The organism is Acinetobacter dispersus (genome assembly GCF_009884975.1).
Taxonomy (GTDB): Bacteria; Pseudomonadota; Gammaproteobacteria; order Pseudomonadales; family Moraxellaceae; genus Acinetobacter; species Acinetobacter dispersus.
Map to the genome: position 1 here is coordinate 1,970,312 of NZ_CP041970.1, position 14,948 is coordinate 1,985,259.

Here is a 14,948-nt window from a genome sequence, read left to right on the forward strand (position 1 = left end):
TAACTTGATCTGCGTTGTTAGTGATGCTCGTGTTGGGCATGTTCCTGTTCATCACCCAAATTCAAGGTCGGGGTGTTGTCAAAGAAATTCCACGGTTTGATCAAGGTATAGACCCATTCCGTCGGCATGATTGGCCATTCTTCAGCGCGTGCCACATGGGTGGTTCCTGTGGTCATCCACACCACAAGGTCTTTATTTTCAATATTTTCATTGTTCTGAATAAACTGACCTAAACCCGTATCATGGGTTGAACGATTCGAATATTTCCCTTCTGGATAACGTTCATCTGGCTTGTATTGTGTCACCCAAATTTGTTTATCCATAAAGTTAAGGCGCTTAAATAGCCATTCATCTGGAGCAAAATTGGCACCTTTCGCTACTGGGTGAGTGCCACCCGCAAACGGAATCAATTGGTAAGAAACAGGATTACCTAGTTTATTTTCCTTATTGAAATTGGTGAGTAAGCGAATGGTAGAGGGATCAAATTTTTCAGCTGCGTTTTGCTCATTGCTAATCACTTTACTGTTAATTTGCATCGTGCTTGTACGCACACCACCTCGATCATTGGCCTTCACCACAGGGTCCATATGCATAAAGCTGTTGTTTTCCCCATCTACATCCATATCTAAGCGGAAGTTATAGATATGTTGATGCGTGGTTCCAACAATATTATGGTCAATTAAAGTGCCATATTTGGTGTCTTCCTTAGCAGTGCTGTCATGCATGGTACGGGCTTTAACCCCTTTTACCGCTTCAATCCCTGTCGCCCCAGCATTAATCCCAATCACACCATTTTGGGCAAAGACCCAGTCAAACATATAATCGTAGTTACCCACCGTACTAATCCAGCGCACCACAAGTTCACGGCGTGCTTCACTGGCATCCTGATCACCAAAAATTTCTTGGTGTTTATACTCAGGTCCTGCATAACGCTCAAAAATGGCGATTGCATTGGGAATAATTTGCGGTTGTCCCTTGTAGTCGGCAATCACTGCATCCAGTAACACCGCATTTTCGGGTGCATCGGTTCCCAGTTGAATGCTTGAGGTCAGGGTTCCCATGCCGTACTCACCTGAATCCAGATAAGATTTGAAGTACCATCCCATATCTGGGTCGCCATAAGGAACCACCATCCCGCCCAAATTCCCTTCATACATGACCTTACGTTTTACCCCTTTATCCTTATAGGTGACCGTAGAAAGCTGGAGGCCGACACGTGAGTCCAGTGCCACATGGAAACACCAGTTACCCCAATGTACGGTTTGTCCTGTAATGGTAAAGTTCTTGCCTTCAGGTTCACTGATATTGAGCGGTTTGATTTTCGGTGGCTGAGTATTCTTGGTGGCATAAGGTCGATCTGTCATCGGTACAGGAATCATTGCCCCTTCTTCAATTTTAATAATTTTTTCTTTGTCTAAATCCACCACTGCGACCAAATTTTCAATCGGATGCGCCCAATAGTTACCATCTCCTGTATCCAGATAAGATACGACTTTTAAGACATTCAGTTGTTTATCTAAACCATCTTTCCCGCCAAAATAGCCGACAGTTAATGGATTGGTGATCACTTTCTTCACATCAGTGATGCCACGTTTACGTAAAGCATCCTGATATTCTTTACTGGATTCGATCACACGCTGAACCGTCTCGAAGTTATCCTGCAACACCATACCGTGCGTATCTTTAAGGACATTCCATTTTGTGACTTGCTGTGTATTCAGATTTACTTCACCTTCAATCGCCTGATTGCCTTTCAATAAAATGAACGATGCCACCCGATCATCTTTATATTCTTTATGATTGATAAAGAAATCCCAGACTTTGGCCTTTTCTGGCTCTTTCAGCTTCAACTCGGCAAAACGCATATTTTTATAGGCATATTTTGAGCGATTAATGACGTCAAAGGTCTTTTTGATTTCATCTGTATTTAGGCTATTGAGCGGATGAAAGGTATTTTCAATTTTAAAGGTCTGGTCTAAACCCGACTGGAACACCTCATTGAAAAAATCTTTCCCAATAACAGGTTTACCGTCTTTGATTAATACTGGAACACTCAGCTTTAAGGGTTTTCCATTCACCAAGACCTGATCTGAATTGGGTTTGGCTCTGACCACAATAGAACCTTTGGAGATGGTATAGCTATTGGTGAAATCATCTTTGACCACTTTGGCACCCTGCTCACTCATGTTTTGGTACAGTGGCACCAATTCGGCAGCCTCACCATGCGCATAAGCGGTGCTATGAACACCACACAAACTCGCAGCGATGGATAGGTTAAACGTCAGTATTTTTTGTATCTCTTTGAATAATCTTTGTTTATGCATCACGTTGATCCTTTTTCATCTATCCCTGAGCGATCTGTATCAGATCGTTAAAATGCTCTTTGCTCTGTGTGCAGCGGCGAAAATCAACTTCATATTTCAAGTCGATTGAAGCGCTTTAATCTTCCCTTATTGGTTTAATTTCAACACAGTTGCATGGGTCTAGCTTGTCCAAGAATGACGCGGAACTTGTCTAAAAATGACATCTAAAATGTTTAAGCCAACATCGTTTCTCTAAATTCTTTGGGAGAGATACCATAGGTTTTTTTGAAGATCTTTGAAAAATGAGCACCATCCCAAAAGCCCCATTTCAGCGCGATTTGAGTGATCGAACTCTGCTTGTTTCTTTTATCCAACAGATCTGTTTTGACCTTCTCGAGTCGTTTGATCTGTATGTATTTATTAATTGATAGATTTTCTTGCACAAATAATCGATACAGGTGTCGTAACGATACCCCGATATGTGCGGCAATCAATTTAGGGGAAAGATCAGGTTTTGTCAGATTTTCAATAATATAGCGCTCGGCTTTTTCCAAAAGATGATTCTGATTATTATTGATATTTTTATAATTAATGGTCGGTTTGATTAGGGCAATCAACGCATCTTCAAAGGCATTGCCATCTTCCGATGCATACCAAAGCTTGATATTTTCAGGCGACATATTTTTCAAAATATTCTTAAGCAAAAAACCACTCATATTTTGGGTGATCAACTTACCAAAATATTCAGAACTAATATTCTCTTTCAGCAACTTTTCTCGTGACAGATGCACTGAAATTTGACTGACTAAACCTTGTGGAAACATCGAAATGGTTTCGACGGGATCAACCAAGACAATATCACCCTCATTTAAGGTCAAAGTTTCATTTTTATATTGCAGCAACATCTTGCCCGAATTCTGCAAAATCAAAAAACAGAAACGATTATTGACCCGATCGATTTCATCCGCCTTTCGGACGATTTTATTGGCATTATTTTTAATAAAGGCAATCTCGGTATCACCCAGTAAAAAACATTGCACTTCACCAATAAACAAATGTCGTGTGCCATCGAAGTCTGTTTCAAAATTGCCGCACACATTCTTGATGTGATGCGTCCACGTTAACAGTGCATCACTCACATATTGGTTCATCCCTTCGCTCCCTGTGCAGCACAATTGCTAAAGTTTGTTCTTTAGCGCTGGTGCTCTGTTTTGGCTTGTTTGCAATCATGTTTGATCAATAAACAAGTTGCGTGCCAAAAATTCCTCATCCTTGGAATTCTTTTTTGATTAGAGTCAGCTCGATATATATAGAAGCTGATAAATCGATTCAATTTATCAGCTTCACTCAGCTTATGCTACACCAGCAAAGTCTCTCAGCATGGTGATAAAGGTCTCCTTTTGCTCATCAGAATATTTTTCAAACACCTCATTTTGATGGCTATCCGCGATATCAAACAGATAATGCGCAGTTTTCTTGCCTTTTTCGGTGAGTTTAAAAAAGCCATCACTCTCAATCAGTAAACCATCTTTTTTCAGAATGGTTGCTGCCTGCTCCACTTCACGCATCGGCATGGCAATATCACGTGGTAAATCTGCTTTATTCGACGCAGTACCACTGCCCAGTACCAACAATAAACGTGCTTCACTGGTTCTAAATCCAGTCACCAACTGCTTGGGAATATAATCAGTTTGATAAAATTTAAAAGCCCGACTCATGAGATAACAGACATTGCTATATAAATGCCCTTGATGCATTTCACCAATATCTTCAGCTTCAACGGTGTCTTTTAACTGCAATAAAGGATGTGGAATCACACCCGAATAAGCCCCTTGGTGATACACCAGTGGACTACGTCCTTCATCACGAAAACGCACCACTTTACCAATAATAATCCAGTGATCCCCACCTTCAATAATCTCATGGCGTTCACATTCAAACACCGCAGAGCAATGGTCTAAAATAGGCGCTTGTCCTGAACCTGTCTGGTAGCTGGTACCTTCATATTTATCGATATTACGGCGTGAAAACTTATTTGATAATTCAATCTGCGAGCCCGATAGAATATTCACTGCAAAATGTGAAGCCTGTTCAAATACAGGAAAACTGGATGAGTTTTTATCGATGCTCCATAAAATCAGTGGTGGATCTAGCGACACTGAATTAAAGCTATTGGCAGTCACTCCTACCTTTTCACCTTGAGCATTCTGCGCGGTCACAATGGTGACACCTGTGGCAAAATTGCCCAAAGCACGTCTAAACTGCATTGGATCTATTGTGATTTCATCCATTGATTTTAGTGAATTCATTATTCTCTCCTGAATCTTTTATCCTGTTTCTGGCCGATATTGGATAGTGATTTATCCTGATTAAATCGCTTAAATATCCAGTACCAATCGTGCTGACTTAGAACGTGAACAGCACACCAAAATCTGCTCATTACTGGCCTTTTCTTCATCGGTAAAATACACGTCACGATGATCAGGTTCGCCTTCGATCACATCGCACATACAGGTCCCGCAAACGCCTTGTTCGCACGACATTTCAATCTCAATACCTTCACGCGCCAAGGCCTGCAAAATAGTTTCTTCTGCATTGACCATAATGATCTTGCCACTTTGCTGCGCCACGACTTCAAATGCATCACCACCTGTTTCAACTTCAACCTGAAAATATTCCTTATGGATTTGCTGTTCAGGGAAATTCTGTGTCAGGGCTAAATTAATCACCCAATCCATAAATCCATTCGGGCCACAGGTATAAATATGGCTGTCTTGATCAATGTCTTGAATGGCGGATTGGAAAAACTCTCGGTGACTCGCCCCTTCCGATTTAAAATGAAAGGTCGTGAAAGGTGCCAAGATGCCATGTTTAATTTCATCGACAAAAGCACAGCGTTCTGGGCTTGCGCCGCAGTAATGCAATTCAAAAGAAGTACCTTCCTGTGCCAACTGATAAGCCATGGTAATTAGGGGGGTAATTCCGATCCCCCCACCCACCAGTACCGCATGTTTGGATTTCACTAAAGGAAACAGGTTCTTCGGTTCACTGACCTGAATCTGCATGCCATCCTTTAACTCATCAAAGGCCGACACTGAACCACCACGTGATTCGGGATCACGTAGAATGCCTAGTCGGAACTTACCGACATCATTCGGGTTTTGGCATAATGAGTACTGACGCACCATGCCATTCGGAAGGTGCACATCAATATGCGCACCTGCTTCAATTTTGGGTAATACGGTCGAATTTGCAGATTCAAACTCCATGACTGCAACATTCCCACCTTCGACATGACGGTTTTTTACCACCACGTTATACAGTATCGTCATGATTTCTCTCCCTGATATGCATCTCGCCGAAGGCTTAACGCATAAATAATCCACCGTTAATATCCCATGTTGCCCCAGTTACAAAGGCAGCACTTGGACTGGCCAATAGCGCACAGGTTTCGGCAATAAATTCCATGCTGCCTAATGCTTTGACTGGGATATTTTGAATAAATTGCGCCATTTTTTCGTCAGACACCACGCTATGAACAATTGGTGATTCCATTGGCCCAGGCGCAATCGCATTCACCGTCACCCCTTTGGCTGCAAACTCTTTGGCAAAGATTTTGGTTAGGGTAATAATGGCGCCTTTGGTAGACGCATAATGTGCGCCAGTGGCAGTACCGCCATTTTGCCCTGCCAAAGATGCCATATTGACGATACGGCCATAACCTTGATCAGCCATATATTTGCCAATGATCTGGCAAGACTGGAACGTACCACGCTGATTCACTTGCGTAATCATGTCAAAATCCGCGGCACTAATTTCTAGAACTGGGGTTGCTTTGGTCATGGTGGCATTGTTGATTAACACATCCAGTTTTGAGAATGTCTGCTGAATCCACTGCACAGCGGCATGAAAATCAGCCTCAACCGAGATATCCAGTTTCAGTGGAAATAGATTCTGTGCATGCGGACTACGTGCTTTGGCTTGCTCTGCTTTCTCTAAAGTACTGGCAGAAAGAATCACCTGATGCCCTTGCGCTGCAAAATATTCGGCAATGACATTCCCTAAACCAGAAGCGGCACCTGTGACTAAAACAACCTGTTTCATTTTTTGCTCCTAGAGAATGTAGCTGATACCCGCCAAGGTATCGGTTGAGTTAACTAAATTGATAATTTTGCGGTTAATCTTAAACCCTTGTTCTGCATCACGAACCAGATGGAAAGTCACGTCAGCGGTATAATGTTTCAGATTTTCTTTGCGGAACTCACGCAAGTTTTGTGCGCAACGTAAAATGATTTCACCCTCTTGATCTTTGACGATGCGGATACGCGAAACACTACGCACTGTATTGGCTTTGGGTGCAGTTGAAATCGCCTCACCATTTTCCAGACGCTGTACCCGTAACTTACGCATATGATGATCGTCATAGGCATAGTTCAAATTATTTTCATAATCGGTCAATTTCGGATCGATCGGGATGATGTACACGCCTTTTTCATTCCAGAGATCCAGCCAGCTATCATGCTCAGAATGATCCAGCATATCGGCTTCTGCCCAGACAAATGCAGTCACTTCATTGAGTAAATTTAAATCGGTTTTCATAGCACTCTCCTTAAGCCGTCATCATCTTTTTCCACTGCTGATAGGCAGCGCGCATCCCTGTTTCAGCACTGACATCACTCTTTAAGCCATCTTCAGTTTTAACTTCGCCTGGCAGGCCACGATTCAGCATGATCCACAGGTCATTGCCTGCATTGGCACCATGCTGTACACGCTCCCACGCTTCCGAATCATCTGGCGTACCGAAGCCAAATGGACCTTGGAAATGTTCGTGCAGACGTAAACGATACTGGTTGGCAATTTGTGGACCACCATCCATGGTAATGACGGAATGATGAATTTCAGTTTCATTAACCGAAATCGGTTGCATGACACGGAAGAACGCCATTGAGCAGGCAATATTCGGGAAGATGTTCAAGTTAAATCCAGAACCACCCACCGCACGCACAATACGGCGTACTTCCAGTTCTTCATGTCCTTCATCACGCAAGGCTTGAGCCAAGTCTTCAAAACGTTCCTGAATCGGACGTTCCATCAATTCTTCATCCAGATCAACCAGTTCAGGAATCATCACCATCACACTGTGACCATTGCCTAAGTCTTCGACATAGCCCGGTTGATTTTCAAAGTTAAACAGCTCTTCGGTTTTTTCATCGACTGAACTTAAGAATGACTTGTGTACCAATGGGAAGTGGTAAGCATCGGTGGTATTTTCCAGCTGGATTTTCCAGTTACCCGGAAAACGGAAACGATGTTCACCCAAGACCTTGATCGGATAACCTGCGCCTTGTTTCATGAATAAGTCGATCCACTTTTTCGCAGCACCGAGGAAATCTTCTAAAGGTTCAATATCCTGTTTAAAGGTCGCGAAAATCATGCCGTTGTATTCTTCAACACGCAGGCTGATTAATGGAAATTCAGATTTATCTAGACATTCACCATAGCTTTCAGGTGAAGGTACGCCGCGTAATGAACCATCAAGTGCATAACTCCAGCCATGATATGGACAAACAAAACTGTTGGTTTTACCTTTTTTATGTTCGCACACGGTTGCGGCACGATGACGACAACGGTTCAGCAGAACATGCACTTTTTTCTTACGGTCACGCACCACCACAACAGGTTGCTTGCCAATATTGATGGTCTTATAACTGCCTGCATCAGGAATCTCGCTGGCATGTGCCACCCATACCCAAGTGCTGTAATAAATCTTTTCCATCTCTTCTTCAAAGATGCGTTCATCTTTATATAAAGATGTGTGGGCACGATCACTTTGAACTAACTCGTTGTAATCCATTTCAATGTTATGCATTGGAATAATACTGTTCATATCAACTATCCTTTTCGATCTATCCATCAGTTTATTGCTGAGACGGTACTGGCAATGTGGCTGTACTGTCCCAGTGAGATACAGGGCGACTAAAAATGTTTTCAGTCTGAAAATGTTTGATCTTCCAGCGACCATCGCTTTGCTGTTTAAATTGCACGGTAAGTTTGGCAGCATTTAAATGGCTACGACCATCACGAAAGGTTGAGGTTTGCAACATCAACCAGCTGGCATTGGCCTGATCTGCTTCGATATAAATTTGCTCTGAGCTAACAAAATGCGCATTCATGACAAAATGCGACTGCTTTTGGGTATAGCTTTTGAACATGTCATAAATGGCTTGCCAAGACGCATAGCGACCAAAAGACTGAGCATATTTCTCGCCAATCCCTTCCCAAATGCTATCCTGATCAAATAAATCCATTAATTCATTCAGGTCAGTATCGGCATTCAAGGCATCACAAATTTCCATATAAAGATTGATACAGTTACGGATCGCATTTTGGGCTTCGAGCTGTTGCAGGCGTTGTAATAAAACCGTTAAATCCATTTGCGCATTCATGTCACTCATCCTTGCCATTCCAATTTTTAATCCAATCAGACTTATAAATAACCGGGTGCTGGTTTCATGCCAAAGCTGACCAAACCTGCATTTTGCAAAGTGGCATCACCCATAAAGGCATGCTGGGTCACCACATTGGTATCATTCACAAAGCGGCTAAATGGGTTGTGGGTATAAATGGCTGTCATCCCTGCCAGCATCTGGATTTTGCGCGTGACACGGGCACAGACACGGGCCACATGGGTACAGGACAAACGCATGTCACTGATTTGTTCTGCAGTTGGCGTACGCCCTGCAACCACTTCATTCCAGACAATCTGCATGGTGTCGTAGAACCACACACGTGCAGCCTTAAACTCTGCTTCGACTTGGGCAAATTCATATTGGGTTACAGGTCGGCTGGCAATTTCCGCACCACCAGTAATTGAAGACTTGCCCGGTGCCAGTTTTTGAAATTCTTCGATCGCTGCGGCAGCAACACCAATCCCTACCACGGTTAAGACTTGAGTGGCTAAAGATAAAGATGGATATTTAAAAAATGGCTCAGGTAGTTTTGAAGGTTCACCACGGACAAAAGTCCATTCCTTCTCAACCAGCACATCTTTTACCACCAAATCGTGGCTGCCTGTACCTTTTAGACCGACCGTGTCCCACGTCATATCAATTTGAGCTTTGTTGGCTGGCATCACCGCCATACGCGGCAAACCTTGTGCTTCATTGTCCTTTTGTGGAGAAATCCCGACCCCGACAATATCCGCGCCCATACAGCCACTAGAAAATTTCCAGCGCCCACTCACCACCACACCTGCATCGGTAATTTCAGCGGGTTGTGGTGGAAAAATACCACCTGCAAACACAATGTCAGGGCTATCTTTATACAACTGCTCAAGCGTTGCTTCTGGCAAACTGCCCAAATAGGCAGGACTCATACCAAAACTTGCGACCCAACCAACTGAGCCATCGGCCTTTGACAATTGTTCGATCAATTCACAAAACTGTTTTGGAGACCATTCATTGCCACCAAAACGTTTTGGAACCAAAGCACGGTAAACGCCAATCTGTTTTAGTTTATCTATGATGTCCTGACTGACATAGGCCTGATTATCGAACTCCCCTGTGCAGGCACGTTCACGAATTTCCTGACATAAGGCATCTAATTGCGTTGTATAGCTGTCCATTACAAATTCCTTTGTCGCTAAATAATTCATTCCCTAATTCCTTGTCATTTATTGCGCAGCTTTCACGATATATTTCGCAATCGCACACAAATATTCATCCGTATTCCGTTTCGCCACAATTTGCAAACCCACTGGCAGACCTTGTTCAGTTTCCAGTGGTACTGAAATCGCAGGATGCCCAGAAAGATTAAATGGTCGAACCAGACCAGTAAGATTTAAAAAAGCCACGGTATTTTCAGCATCAGCGACCTTAGGCGGCAGCTGCGGTAAAGTCGGTAAAATCAAGGCATCGTATTGAGTCAGTAAGGCATCAAGCTCGGCGGTAAAATCGGCTTTTACCTGTTCAGCCTGTGCGACCTGTGCCAAGGTGGTGTCGGCTGCTTTCAATAAACGTCCATTGACGTCAGCACCGAGTAAACCTGTTTCAGTCAACTCACCATAGGCCTGCCAGTTTTCATAATTGATGATCTGCATACCTGCATCAAAAGCAGCTTCAAAGCCTTTCAAAGTCACGGTGGATGTTGTCAGGTTGGCTTGGTTCAGATATTGCTGGATCGTCTCAATGACGACTGAATCAGCAACGACATTGAGCCACGCCAGTTTCGGTGCCTGAGTCAATTCAGTAGATTGATGGAACGTAGGATCAATAATCTGCATTGCGGTTTCAATCATCTCGACTGAATTTGCAAAAGGACCAACACAATCCAATGAACTTGTTGCTGGATGTACCCCAGCACGGCTGACACGACCAAAGCTTGGTTTTAGACCGTAGACCCCACAACATGCAGCAGGCATACGAATCGAACCACCGGTATCGGTTCCTAAGGTGAAATCTGCCAGACCAACTGCAACGGCAGCCGCAGAACCACTCGAAGAACCACCTGGGATAAGCTCTGGATATTTCGGATTTATGGCTGTACCAAAGGTATGGTTAATGCCTGTGATCCCAAAAGCCAGTTCATGCAGATTGGTCTTTGCCGTAATTTTGCAATCCGCTGCGAGAATACGGTTTACCACTTCTGCGTTTGTAGTTGCAGGTTGGCTGTGCATTAAGGCTTTGCTCCCTGCCATGGTCTGCATACCTTGAATATCAATGGAATCTTTCACCATGACTTTCAAAGCACCTGCTCCTTTTTGTACCTCTTGTACAATAATATTCATTCACTTTTCCATGTATTTTTATACTTAATACAAATATCGGAAAAAGTAATGTAATTGTCAAGTATTTTTCATGATTAAGAACAAAGAAAATGTTTCTAATTTTTGTATAATGCTGAATGTCCATTTTTATAAAAGTAATGACTTGGCTATGCTTACTCATTTAGAACAATTTCTACCCAACAATGAACCGAGCAGCTTACAGAGCTATCCTTTTTTCTGGATCTCTCAAGTGAATGGTAAATACACACAACTTATTGAAAAATCAATTAAAAAACTAGGTATCGACAATACACGTCGTAAAATTATTTTAAGCACCAATGCGCTTGAACAAGCCAGTATTACCGAGATTGCCAACCTCTCTACTCTCAAGCTGACCACGGCAACCAAAGCCGTTTATCGCTTGGTTGAAGATGATATTGTGCAGGTGTTTTCATCCGAATCGGATGAACGTATCTCCATGGTGAAACTGACCGATAAAGGTAAAGAAATGGTTGAACAAATTAACCAGATCAGTCAGGTCACCCTATCTGGGATTCTGAATGCCTTTGATGATGCTGAACTGCATCAGTTGAATGATCAATTAAAAAAGCTGTTTGATTTAATGCCCTCAAGCTAAAGCAACGACAAAAGCCCATCATTATCAGCAGATGGGCTAAAATTCGGATCACTGATTTAGAATATTAAAGGGTGGTTTAAGCTGATTTGCGGCAATCCGATCTGAAAATGTCTGCAAAACCCGTTGTTTATAAGCAGGAATATCGATCTGCTGATAATTATAAAAACCCTGCTGCTCGCGTAAGCCATTGCGTTGCTGTCGCATATTCTCGGCAATAATTTCAGGTGTTCGATAACGTTCGCCTAGCTCCTTTTGTAAATATTGTGAAGCGTAATACAAAATATCGCCACCACCCCAGTCAATAAATTCCAGCAAGCCCAACACCGAAAAACGTAAACCAAACCCAGTCCGAATCGCGATATCAATATCTTCTGCCGAGGCCACACCTTCTTCCACCATCCGTGCCGCTTCGTTCATGGCCAATGCCTGAATCCGTGGCACGATATAGCCCGCTTTGGCATGACACACCACAGGTACTTTGCCAATTGCCTGCAAGAAGCTTTTCAAGGTATTTACTGCCTCATCTGAGGTTTGCTCAGAACGACTTAACTCAACCAGCGGAATCAGATAGGCAGGATTGAGCCAATGCGCATTCACCACCCGTTCTGGATGAGAAATCATGTGCGCAATATCAGTGACCAGAAAGGTTGAAGTGGTCGATGCAACAATACAAGTCGGTGTAATATGTTGATCCAGCCAAGTAAAAATATCTTCTTTGGCTTGCCTGACCTCGGGTACGCCTTCCATAACCAGATCACAGTGGGCTAAGACTGGTATTGAAGCTTCACGACTTAAAATCTTAATCTGATCCAGAATAAATAGAGTTTGTTCAGATTGAATAAACTGGATACTTTCCAGCAACTGCAATTCTTGTTTTAAGTCGGTTTGGACCTGAGCCTGATATTGATCAAACTCAGTCTCAGTGCGTTGTCTCGCATCAATTAAGGCCACTTTTAGTCCAGCATAAGCAAAGGCAATTGCAATGGCTTTGCCCATTCGCCCAGCGCCAAGTACCGCAACTTGTTGAATTGGATTCATCTTAGACTCCTTGCTGCAAAGTCACTTGCAACTCAGCCTTGCTTTTATCGGCAAGCCCTAGGTTCTCAAAAGTCCGCCCTTCCTGATACAAATCCTTTCCTGTCACCGCAGAAGCAATATTCAGTAGCCCTTCTGCCACAGGTGTCGCGACACCCGCCCAACGCCCGACCGAAACCAGAAAGGATAATCCTAGACGCGTATCTTCCAGCATATAACGATGTGTCTGTAAGTCGATGTCCTCACGCCAGTCACCACTATCGGTTAATTTGCCATGTGCCCCACGGCCATACATCCATTCATCTCCTTCACCATCTTTATTATAGTGGTCTGCTAGTGGAAAATGCGGAGCAGCATAACCGAGTGCTTCCCGTACGCGCATACGCTCTGCGTCAAGCTGATTAGTGACACGGCGAATCGACGGTTGTGTCCCTTCATGATGAATATCCCAAGCCTCAAAATGTTCCAGTGGCCCTGCGTTCATCAAAATCAACGGTGGATGAATAATCGGTCCCGCATTCATTAATGCACCACTCAAACTGTCTTCAATTGGCTCAATACTTGGATACGCCTGTTTCAAAATTTGGAATGCATGCTCGGACAAGCTGCTTGGCAATACCCCCGTTGGTAGACGGGTCGCATAGCCACTCACCACGATCTGATTGACGCCGTGCTTACGTACCAGATACGGTAAGGTTCCAGTTTCGGCAAAGGCCACTTGAGCAGTGTTACCTGCTTCACGCATGGCTTTGGCAAAGATAAAACTACCAAAAGTTGCAGGCGGTAAATACACCACCTGTCCCGTTTGAAAGAACGGCGCGGTCTGCTGCGCTAAATCCAGATGTGTGGTTGCGGGCAAAGGAATAATAATCAGCTCGGCATGCTGGATGGCATGTTGTAAATCATCCGACAGATTAATCTGACTCCGCTCAAAACCGACTGTGACACTACGATCGCCCTGATAATCTTTAATCTTGAGTTCACCGGTTGCTGCCAGCTGTTGCAAAGCCTCATGGTCACGGCGCCATAGCACGACCTCATGACCTTTTTCTGCCATCTCTGCTGCTGCGGCATAACATCCGTGTCCCCCACCGAGTACTGTAATTTTCATTTGCTTTCCTGCTGATTGATTTTCAATTCAGCATAAAAGAGAGCACGACCTGTGGCTTATCCAAATACGCAAGCGTTATTCCATTTACGCACGCATTTGATGAACTGGCACGGCATCTTTTTTAAAGTATGCGAAGGCAAGCAGCCATAACGTTTTTTATATAGGCTGGAAAAATGCCCAAAACTTTGAATGCCATGATCCAGTAAAATATCGGTCACAGTTTCATGTGATGGTGCTTGCTGTAAAGCGGAATGTACCCGTTCCAGACGTTGCTCACGGATATATTCGACGGGTGTCTGCTGGAGATATTGGCTAAAGCCCTTTTGTAGGCTTCGGATCGATACCTCACAATATTGACTCAACGTCGCTAGCGAAATCGCTTGATGCAGATTGTCCTGAATATACTGCTGCGCTTTTTTGATATAGCCTGGTACAAGCTGCTGACGCTGTGCATTCAACCGTTCGGTATAGTTATTCGGAATTTTCAGCAAAATGAGCTCAATCAAATACTGGCTAAAACTGGCTGAAATAAAGCTCCAGTTGCGAATATTATAATAGGCATGACACAGATAATTCAGCGTTTCAATAATCGCATCGATCCCTTCCAAACTACAGGATAATGAAGAATTAAAGCGTAACGGTTCTTGGCTACAACATCCCAACATGTTGAATAATTGAGTTTCGATATCCTGTTGCGCCAATTTTAAAATAATATTACGGCAATGCTGATTGGTGATGATCTGCTGTCGGGTATGCGGATGGGTGACCGACATGATTCCTGCAGATTGCAGGATCTGCTGCCGATCAAATTTGAGCTCACATTGTCCTTCCAACGTGATTCTAAATAAATAGAAGTCAGCACTATCCTCAATGTTAATCATGACTGGCGCACTATATTTCAGATCGTACAGCGCGCCATTGCCAAAACTAAAACCATTTAAGCGCGTGTTAAGCGGCTCTTGGGCTTCAACATCAAAACGATGCGGGCAGAGATAATAACTGATTTGATCTTTAATGGTCTGGTAATCATTGGACTGAAATAATAAAAATTCATCCAGATAATGCAAATGATCCAGTTTAAACGTCGCTTGCATCACT

The 14,948-nt window shown here is 43.4% G+C and carries 14 protein-coding genes; 1 reads left to right on the forward strand and 13 read right to left on the reverse strand.

Annotated features, from left to right (window positions below; translation table 11 throughout):
* Positions 1-17: 17 nt before the first annotated feature.
* The 10 genes from tynA to FPL17_RS09050 form a co-directional block, all read right to left on the reverse strand.
* Complete coding sequence (gene tynA, locus FPL17_RS09005) at positions 18-2,333, reverse strand: primary-amine oxidase (protein ID WP_167515409.1); 2,316 nt, start codon at positions 2,331-2,333, stop codon at positions 18-20.
* Positions 2,334-2,536: 203 nt separating this feature from the next.
* Complete coding sequence (gene feaR, locus FPL17_RS09010) at positions 2,537-3,454, reverse strand: transcriptional regulator FeaR (RefSeq protein ID WP_004805411.1); 918 nt, start codon at positions 3,452-3,454, stop codon at positions 2,537-2,539.
* Positions 3,455-3,655: 201 nt separating this feature from the next.
* Positions 3,656-4,615, reverse strand: coding sequence for a p-hydroxyphenylacetate 3-hydroxylase reductase component (locus FPL17_RS09015; protein ID WP_167515410.1), 960 nt, complete (start codon positions 4,613-4,615; stop codon positions 3,656-3,658).
* A gap of 66 nt (positions 4,616-4,681) precedes the next feature.
* Positions 4,682-5,635, reverse strand: coding sequence for a PDR/VanB family oxidoreductase (locus tag FPL17_RS09020; RefSeq protein ID WP_151714877.1), 954 nt, complete (start codon positions 5,633-5,635; stop codon positions 4,682-4,684).
* 34 nt (positions 5,636-5,669) lie between these two features.
* A complete protein-coding gene (locus FPL17_RS09025) occupies positions 5,670-6,407 on the reverse strand; it encodes an SDR family NAD(P)-dependent oxidoreductase (RefSeq protein ID WP_005321705.1) in 738 nt (245 codons plus the stop codon).
* 9 nt (positions 6,408-6,416) lie between these two features.
* A complete protein-coding gene (locus FPL17_RS09030) occupies positions 6,417-6,902 on the reverse strand; it encodes an aromatic-ring-hydroxylating dioxygenase subunit beta (protein ID WP_159884617.1) in 486 nt (161 codons plus the stop codon).
* A gap of 10 nt (positions 6,903-6,912) precedes the next feature.
* Positions 6,913-8,190 (reverse strand): aromatic ring-hydroxylating oxygenase subunit alpha, encoded by a 1,278-nt coding sequence (locus FPL17_RS09035; protein WP_159884619.1) that lies wholly within the window; start codon positions 8,188-8,190, stop codon positions 6,913-6,915.
* A gap of 31 nt (positions 8,191-8,221) precedes the next feature.
* The gene (locus tag FPL17_RS09040; protein ID WP_159884621.1) at positions 8,222-8,749 is read right to left on the reverse strand and encodes a nuclear transport factor 2 family protein; all 528 of its coding nucleotides are present in this window, start codon (positions 8,747-8,749) and stop codon (positions 8,222-8,224) included.
* Positions 8,750-8,790: 41 nt separating this feature from the next.
* Positions 8,791-9,957, reverse strand: a complete 1,167-nt coding sequence (locus tag FPL17_RS09045) for an acyl-CoA dehydrogenase family protein (RefSeq protein ID WP_159884623.1) — start codon at positions 9,955-9,957, stop codon at positions 8,791-8,793.
* A gap of 18 nt (positions 9,958-9,975) precedes the next feature.
* Positions 9,976-11,088, reverse strand: coding sequence for an amidase (locus FPL17_RS09050; protein WP_159884625.1), 1,113 nt, complete (start codon positions 11,086-11,088; stop codon positions 9,976-9,978).
* Positions 11,089-11,236: 148 nt separating this feature from the next.
* Between FPL17_RS09050 and FPL17_RS09055 the strand changes: the two genes are divergently transcribed.
* Entirely contained in the window at positions 11,237-11,704 is a 468-nt protein-coding gene (locus FPL17_RS09055) for a MarR family winged helix-turn-helix transcriptional regulator (protein ID WP_159884627.1), read from the forward strand.
* 48 nt (positions 11,705-11,752) lie between these two features.
* On the opposite strand, the gene FPL17_RS09060 is transcribed toward FPL17_RS09055, so the two are convergent.
* From FPL17_RS09060 to FPL17_RS09070, 3 genes are read right to left on the reverse strand one after another with little or no spacing between them, the layout of a single operon-like run.
* The gene (locus tag FPL17_RS09060) at positions 11,753-12,742 is read right to left on the reverse strand and encodes a 3-hydroxybutyryl-CoA dehydrogenase (RefSeq protein WP_159884629.1); all 990 of its coding nucleotides are present in this window, start codon (positions 12,740-12,742) and stop codon (positions 11,753-11,755) included.
* A 1-nt stretch (position 12,743) separates the two neighbouring features.
* Positions 12,744-13,850 (reverse strand): NAD/NADP-dependent octopine/nopaline dehydrogenase family protein, encoded by a 1,107-nt coding sequence (locus FPL17_RS09065; protein WP_159884631.1) that lies wholly within the window; start codon positions 13,848-13,850, stop codon positions 12,744-12,746.
* A gap of 56 nt (positions 13,851-13,906) precedes the next feature.
* Positions 13,907-14,944 carry an AraC-like ligand-binding domain-containing protein gene (locus FPL17_RS09070; RefSeq protein ID WP_159884633.1) on the reverse strand — a complete coding sequence of 346 codons (1,038 nt, stop codon included), beginning with the start codon at positions 14,942-14,944 and terminating at the stop codon, positions 13,907-13,909.
* Positions 14,945-14,948 lie beyond the last annotated feature (4 nt).

What these genes read in the sequence shown, in the direction of transcription:
- FPL17_RS09050 (WP_159884625.1), bottom strand. Translation starts at nt 11,088, where the DNA reads ATGAATATTATTGTACAAGAGGTACAAAAAGGAGCAGGTGCTTTGAAA.
- feaR (WP_004805411.1), bottom strand. Translation starts at nt 3,454, where the DNA reads ATGAACCAATATGTGAGTGATGCACTGTTAACGTGGACGCATCACATC.
- FPL17_RS09035 (WP_159884619.1), bottom strand. Translation starts at nt 8,190, where the DNA reads ATGAACAGTATTATTCCAATGCATAACATTGAAATGGATTACAACGAG.
- FPL17_RS09055 (WP_159884627.1), top strand. Translation starts at nt 11,237, where the DNA reads ATGCTTACTCATTTAGAACAATTTCTACCCAACAATGAACCGAGCAGC.
- FPL17_RS09030 (WP_159884617.1), bottom strand. Translation starts at nt 6,902, where the DNA reads ATGAAAACCGATTTAAATTTACTCAATGAAGTGACTGCATTTGTCTGG.
- FPL17_RS09020 (WP_151714877.1), bottom strand. Translation starts at nt 5,635, where the DNA reads ATGACGATACTGTATAACGTGGTGGTAAAAAACCGTCATGTCGAAGGT.
- FPL17_RS09070 (WP_159884633.1), bottom strand. Translation starts at nt 14,944, where the DNA reads ATGCAAGCGACGTTTAAACTGGATCATTTGCATTATCTGGATGAATTT.
- FPL17_RS09065 (WP_159884631.1), bottom strand. Translation starts at nt 13,850, where the DNA reads ATGAAAATTACAGTACTCGGTGGGGGACACGGATGTTATGCCGCAGCA.
- FPL17_RS09040 (WP_159884621.1), bottom strand. Translation starts at nt 8,749, where the DNA reads ATGAATGCGCAAATGGATTTAACGGTTTTATTACAACGCCTGCAACAG.
- FPL17_RS09060 (WP_159884629.1), bottom strand. Translation starts at nt 12,742, where the DNA reads ATGAATCCAATTCAACAAGTTGCGGTACTTGGCGCTGGGCGAATGGGC.
- FPL17_RS09045 (WP_159884623.1), bottom strand. Translation starts at nt 9,957, where the DNA reads ATGAATTATTTAGCGACAAAGGAATTTGTAATGGACAGCTATACAACG.
- FPL17_RS09025 (WP_005321705.1), bottom strand. Translation starts at nt 6,407, where the DNA reads ATGAAACAGGTTGTTTTAGTCACAGGTGCCGCTTCTGGTTTAGGGAAT.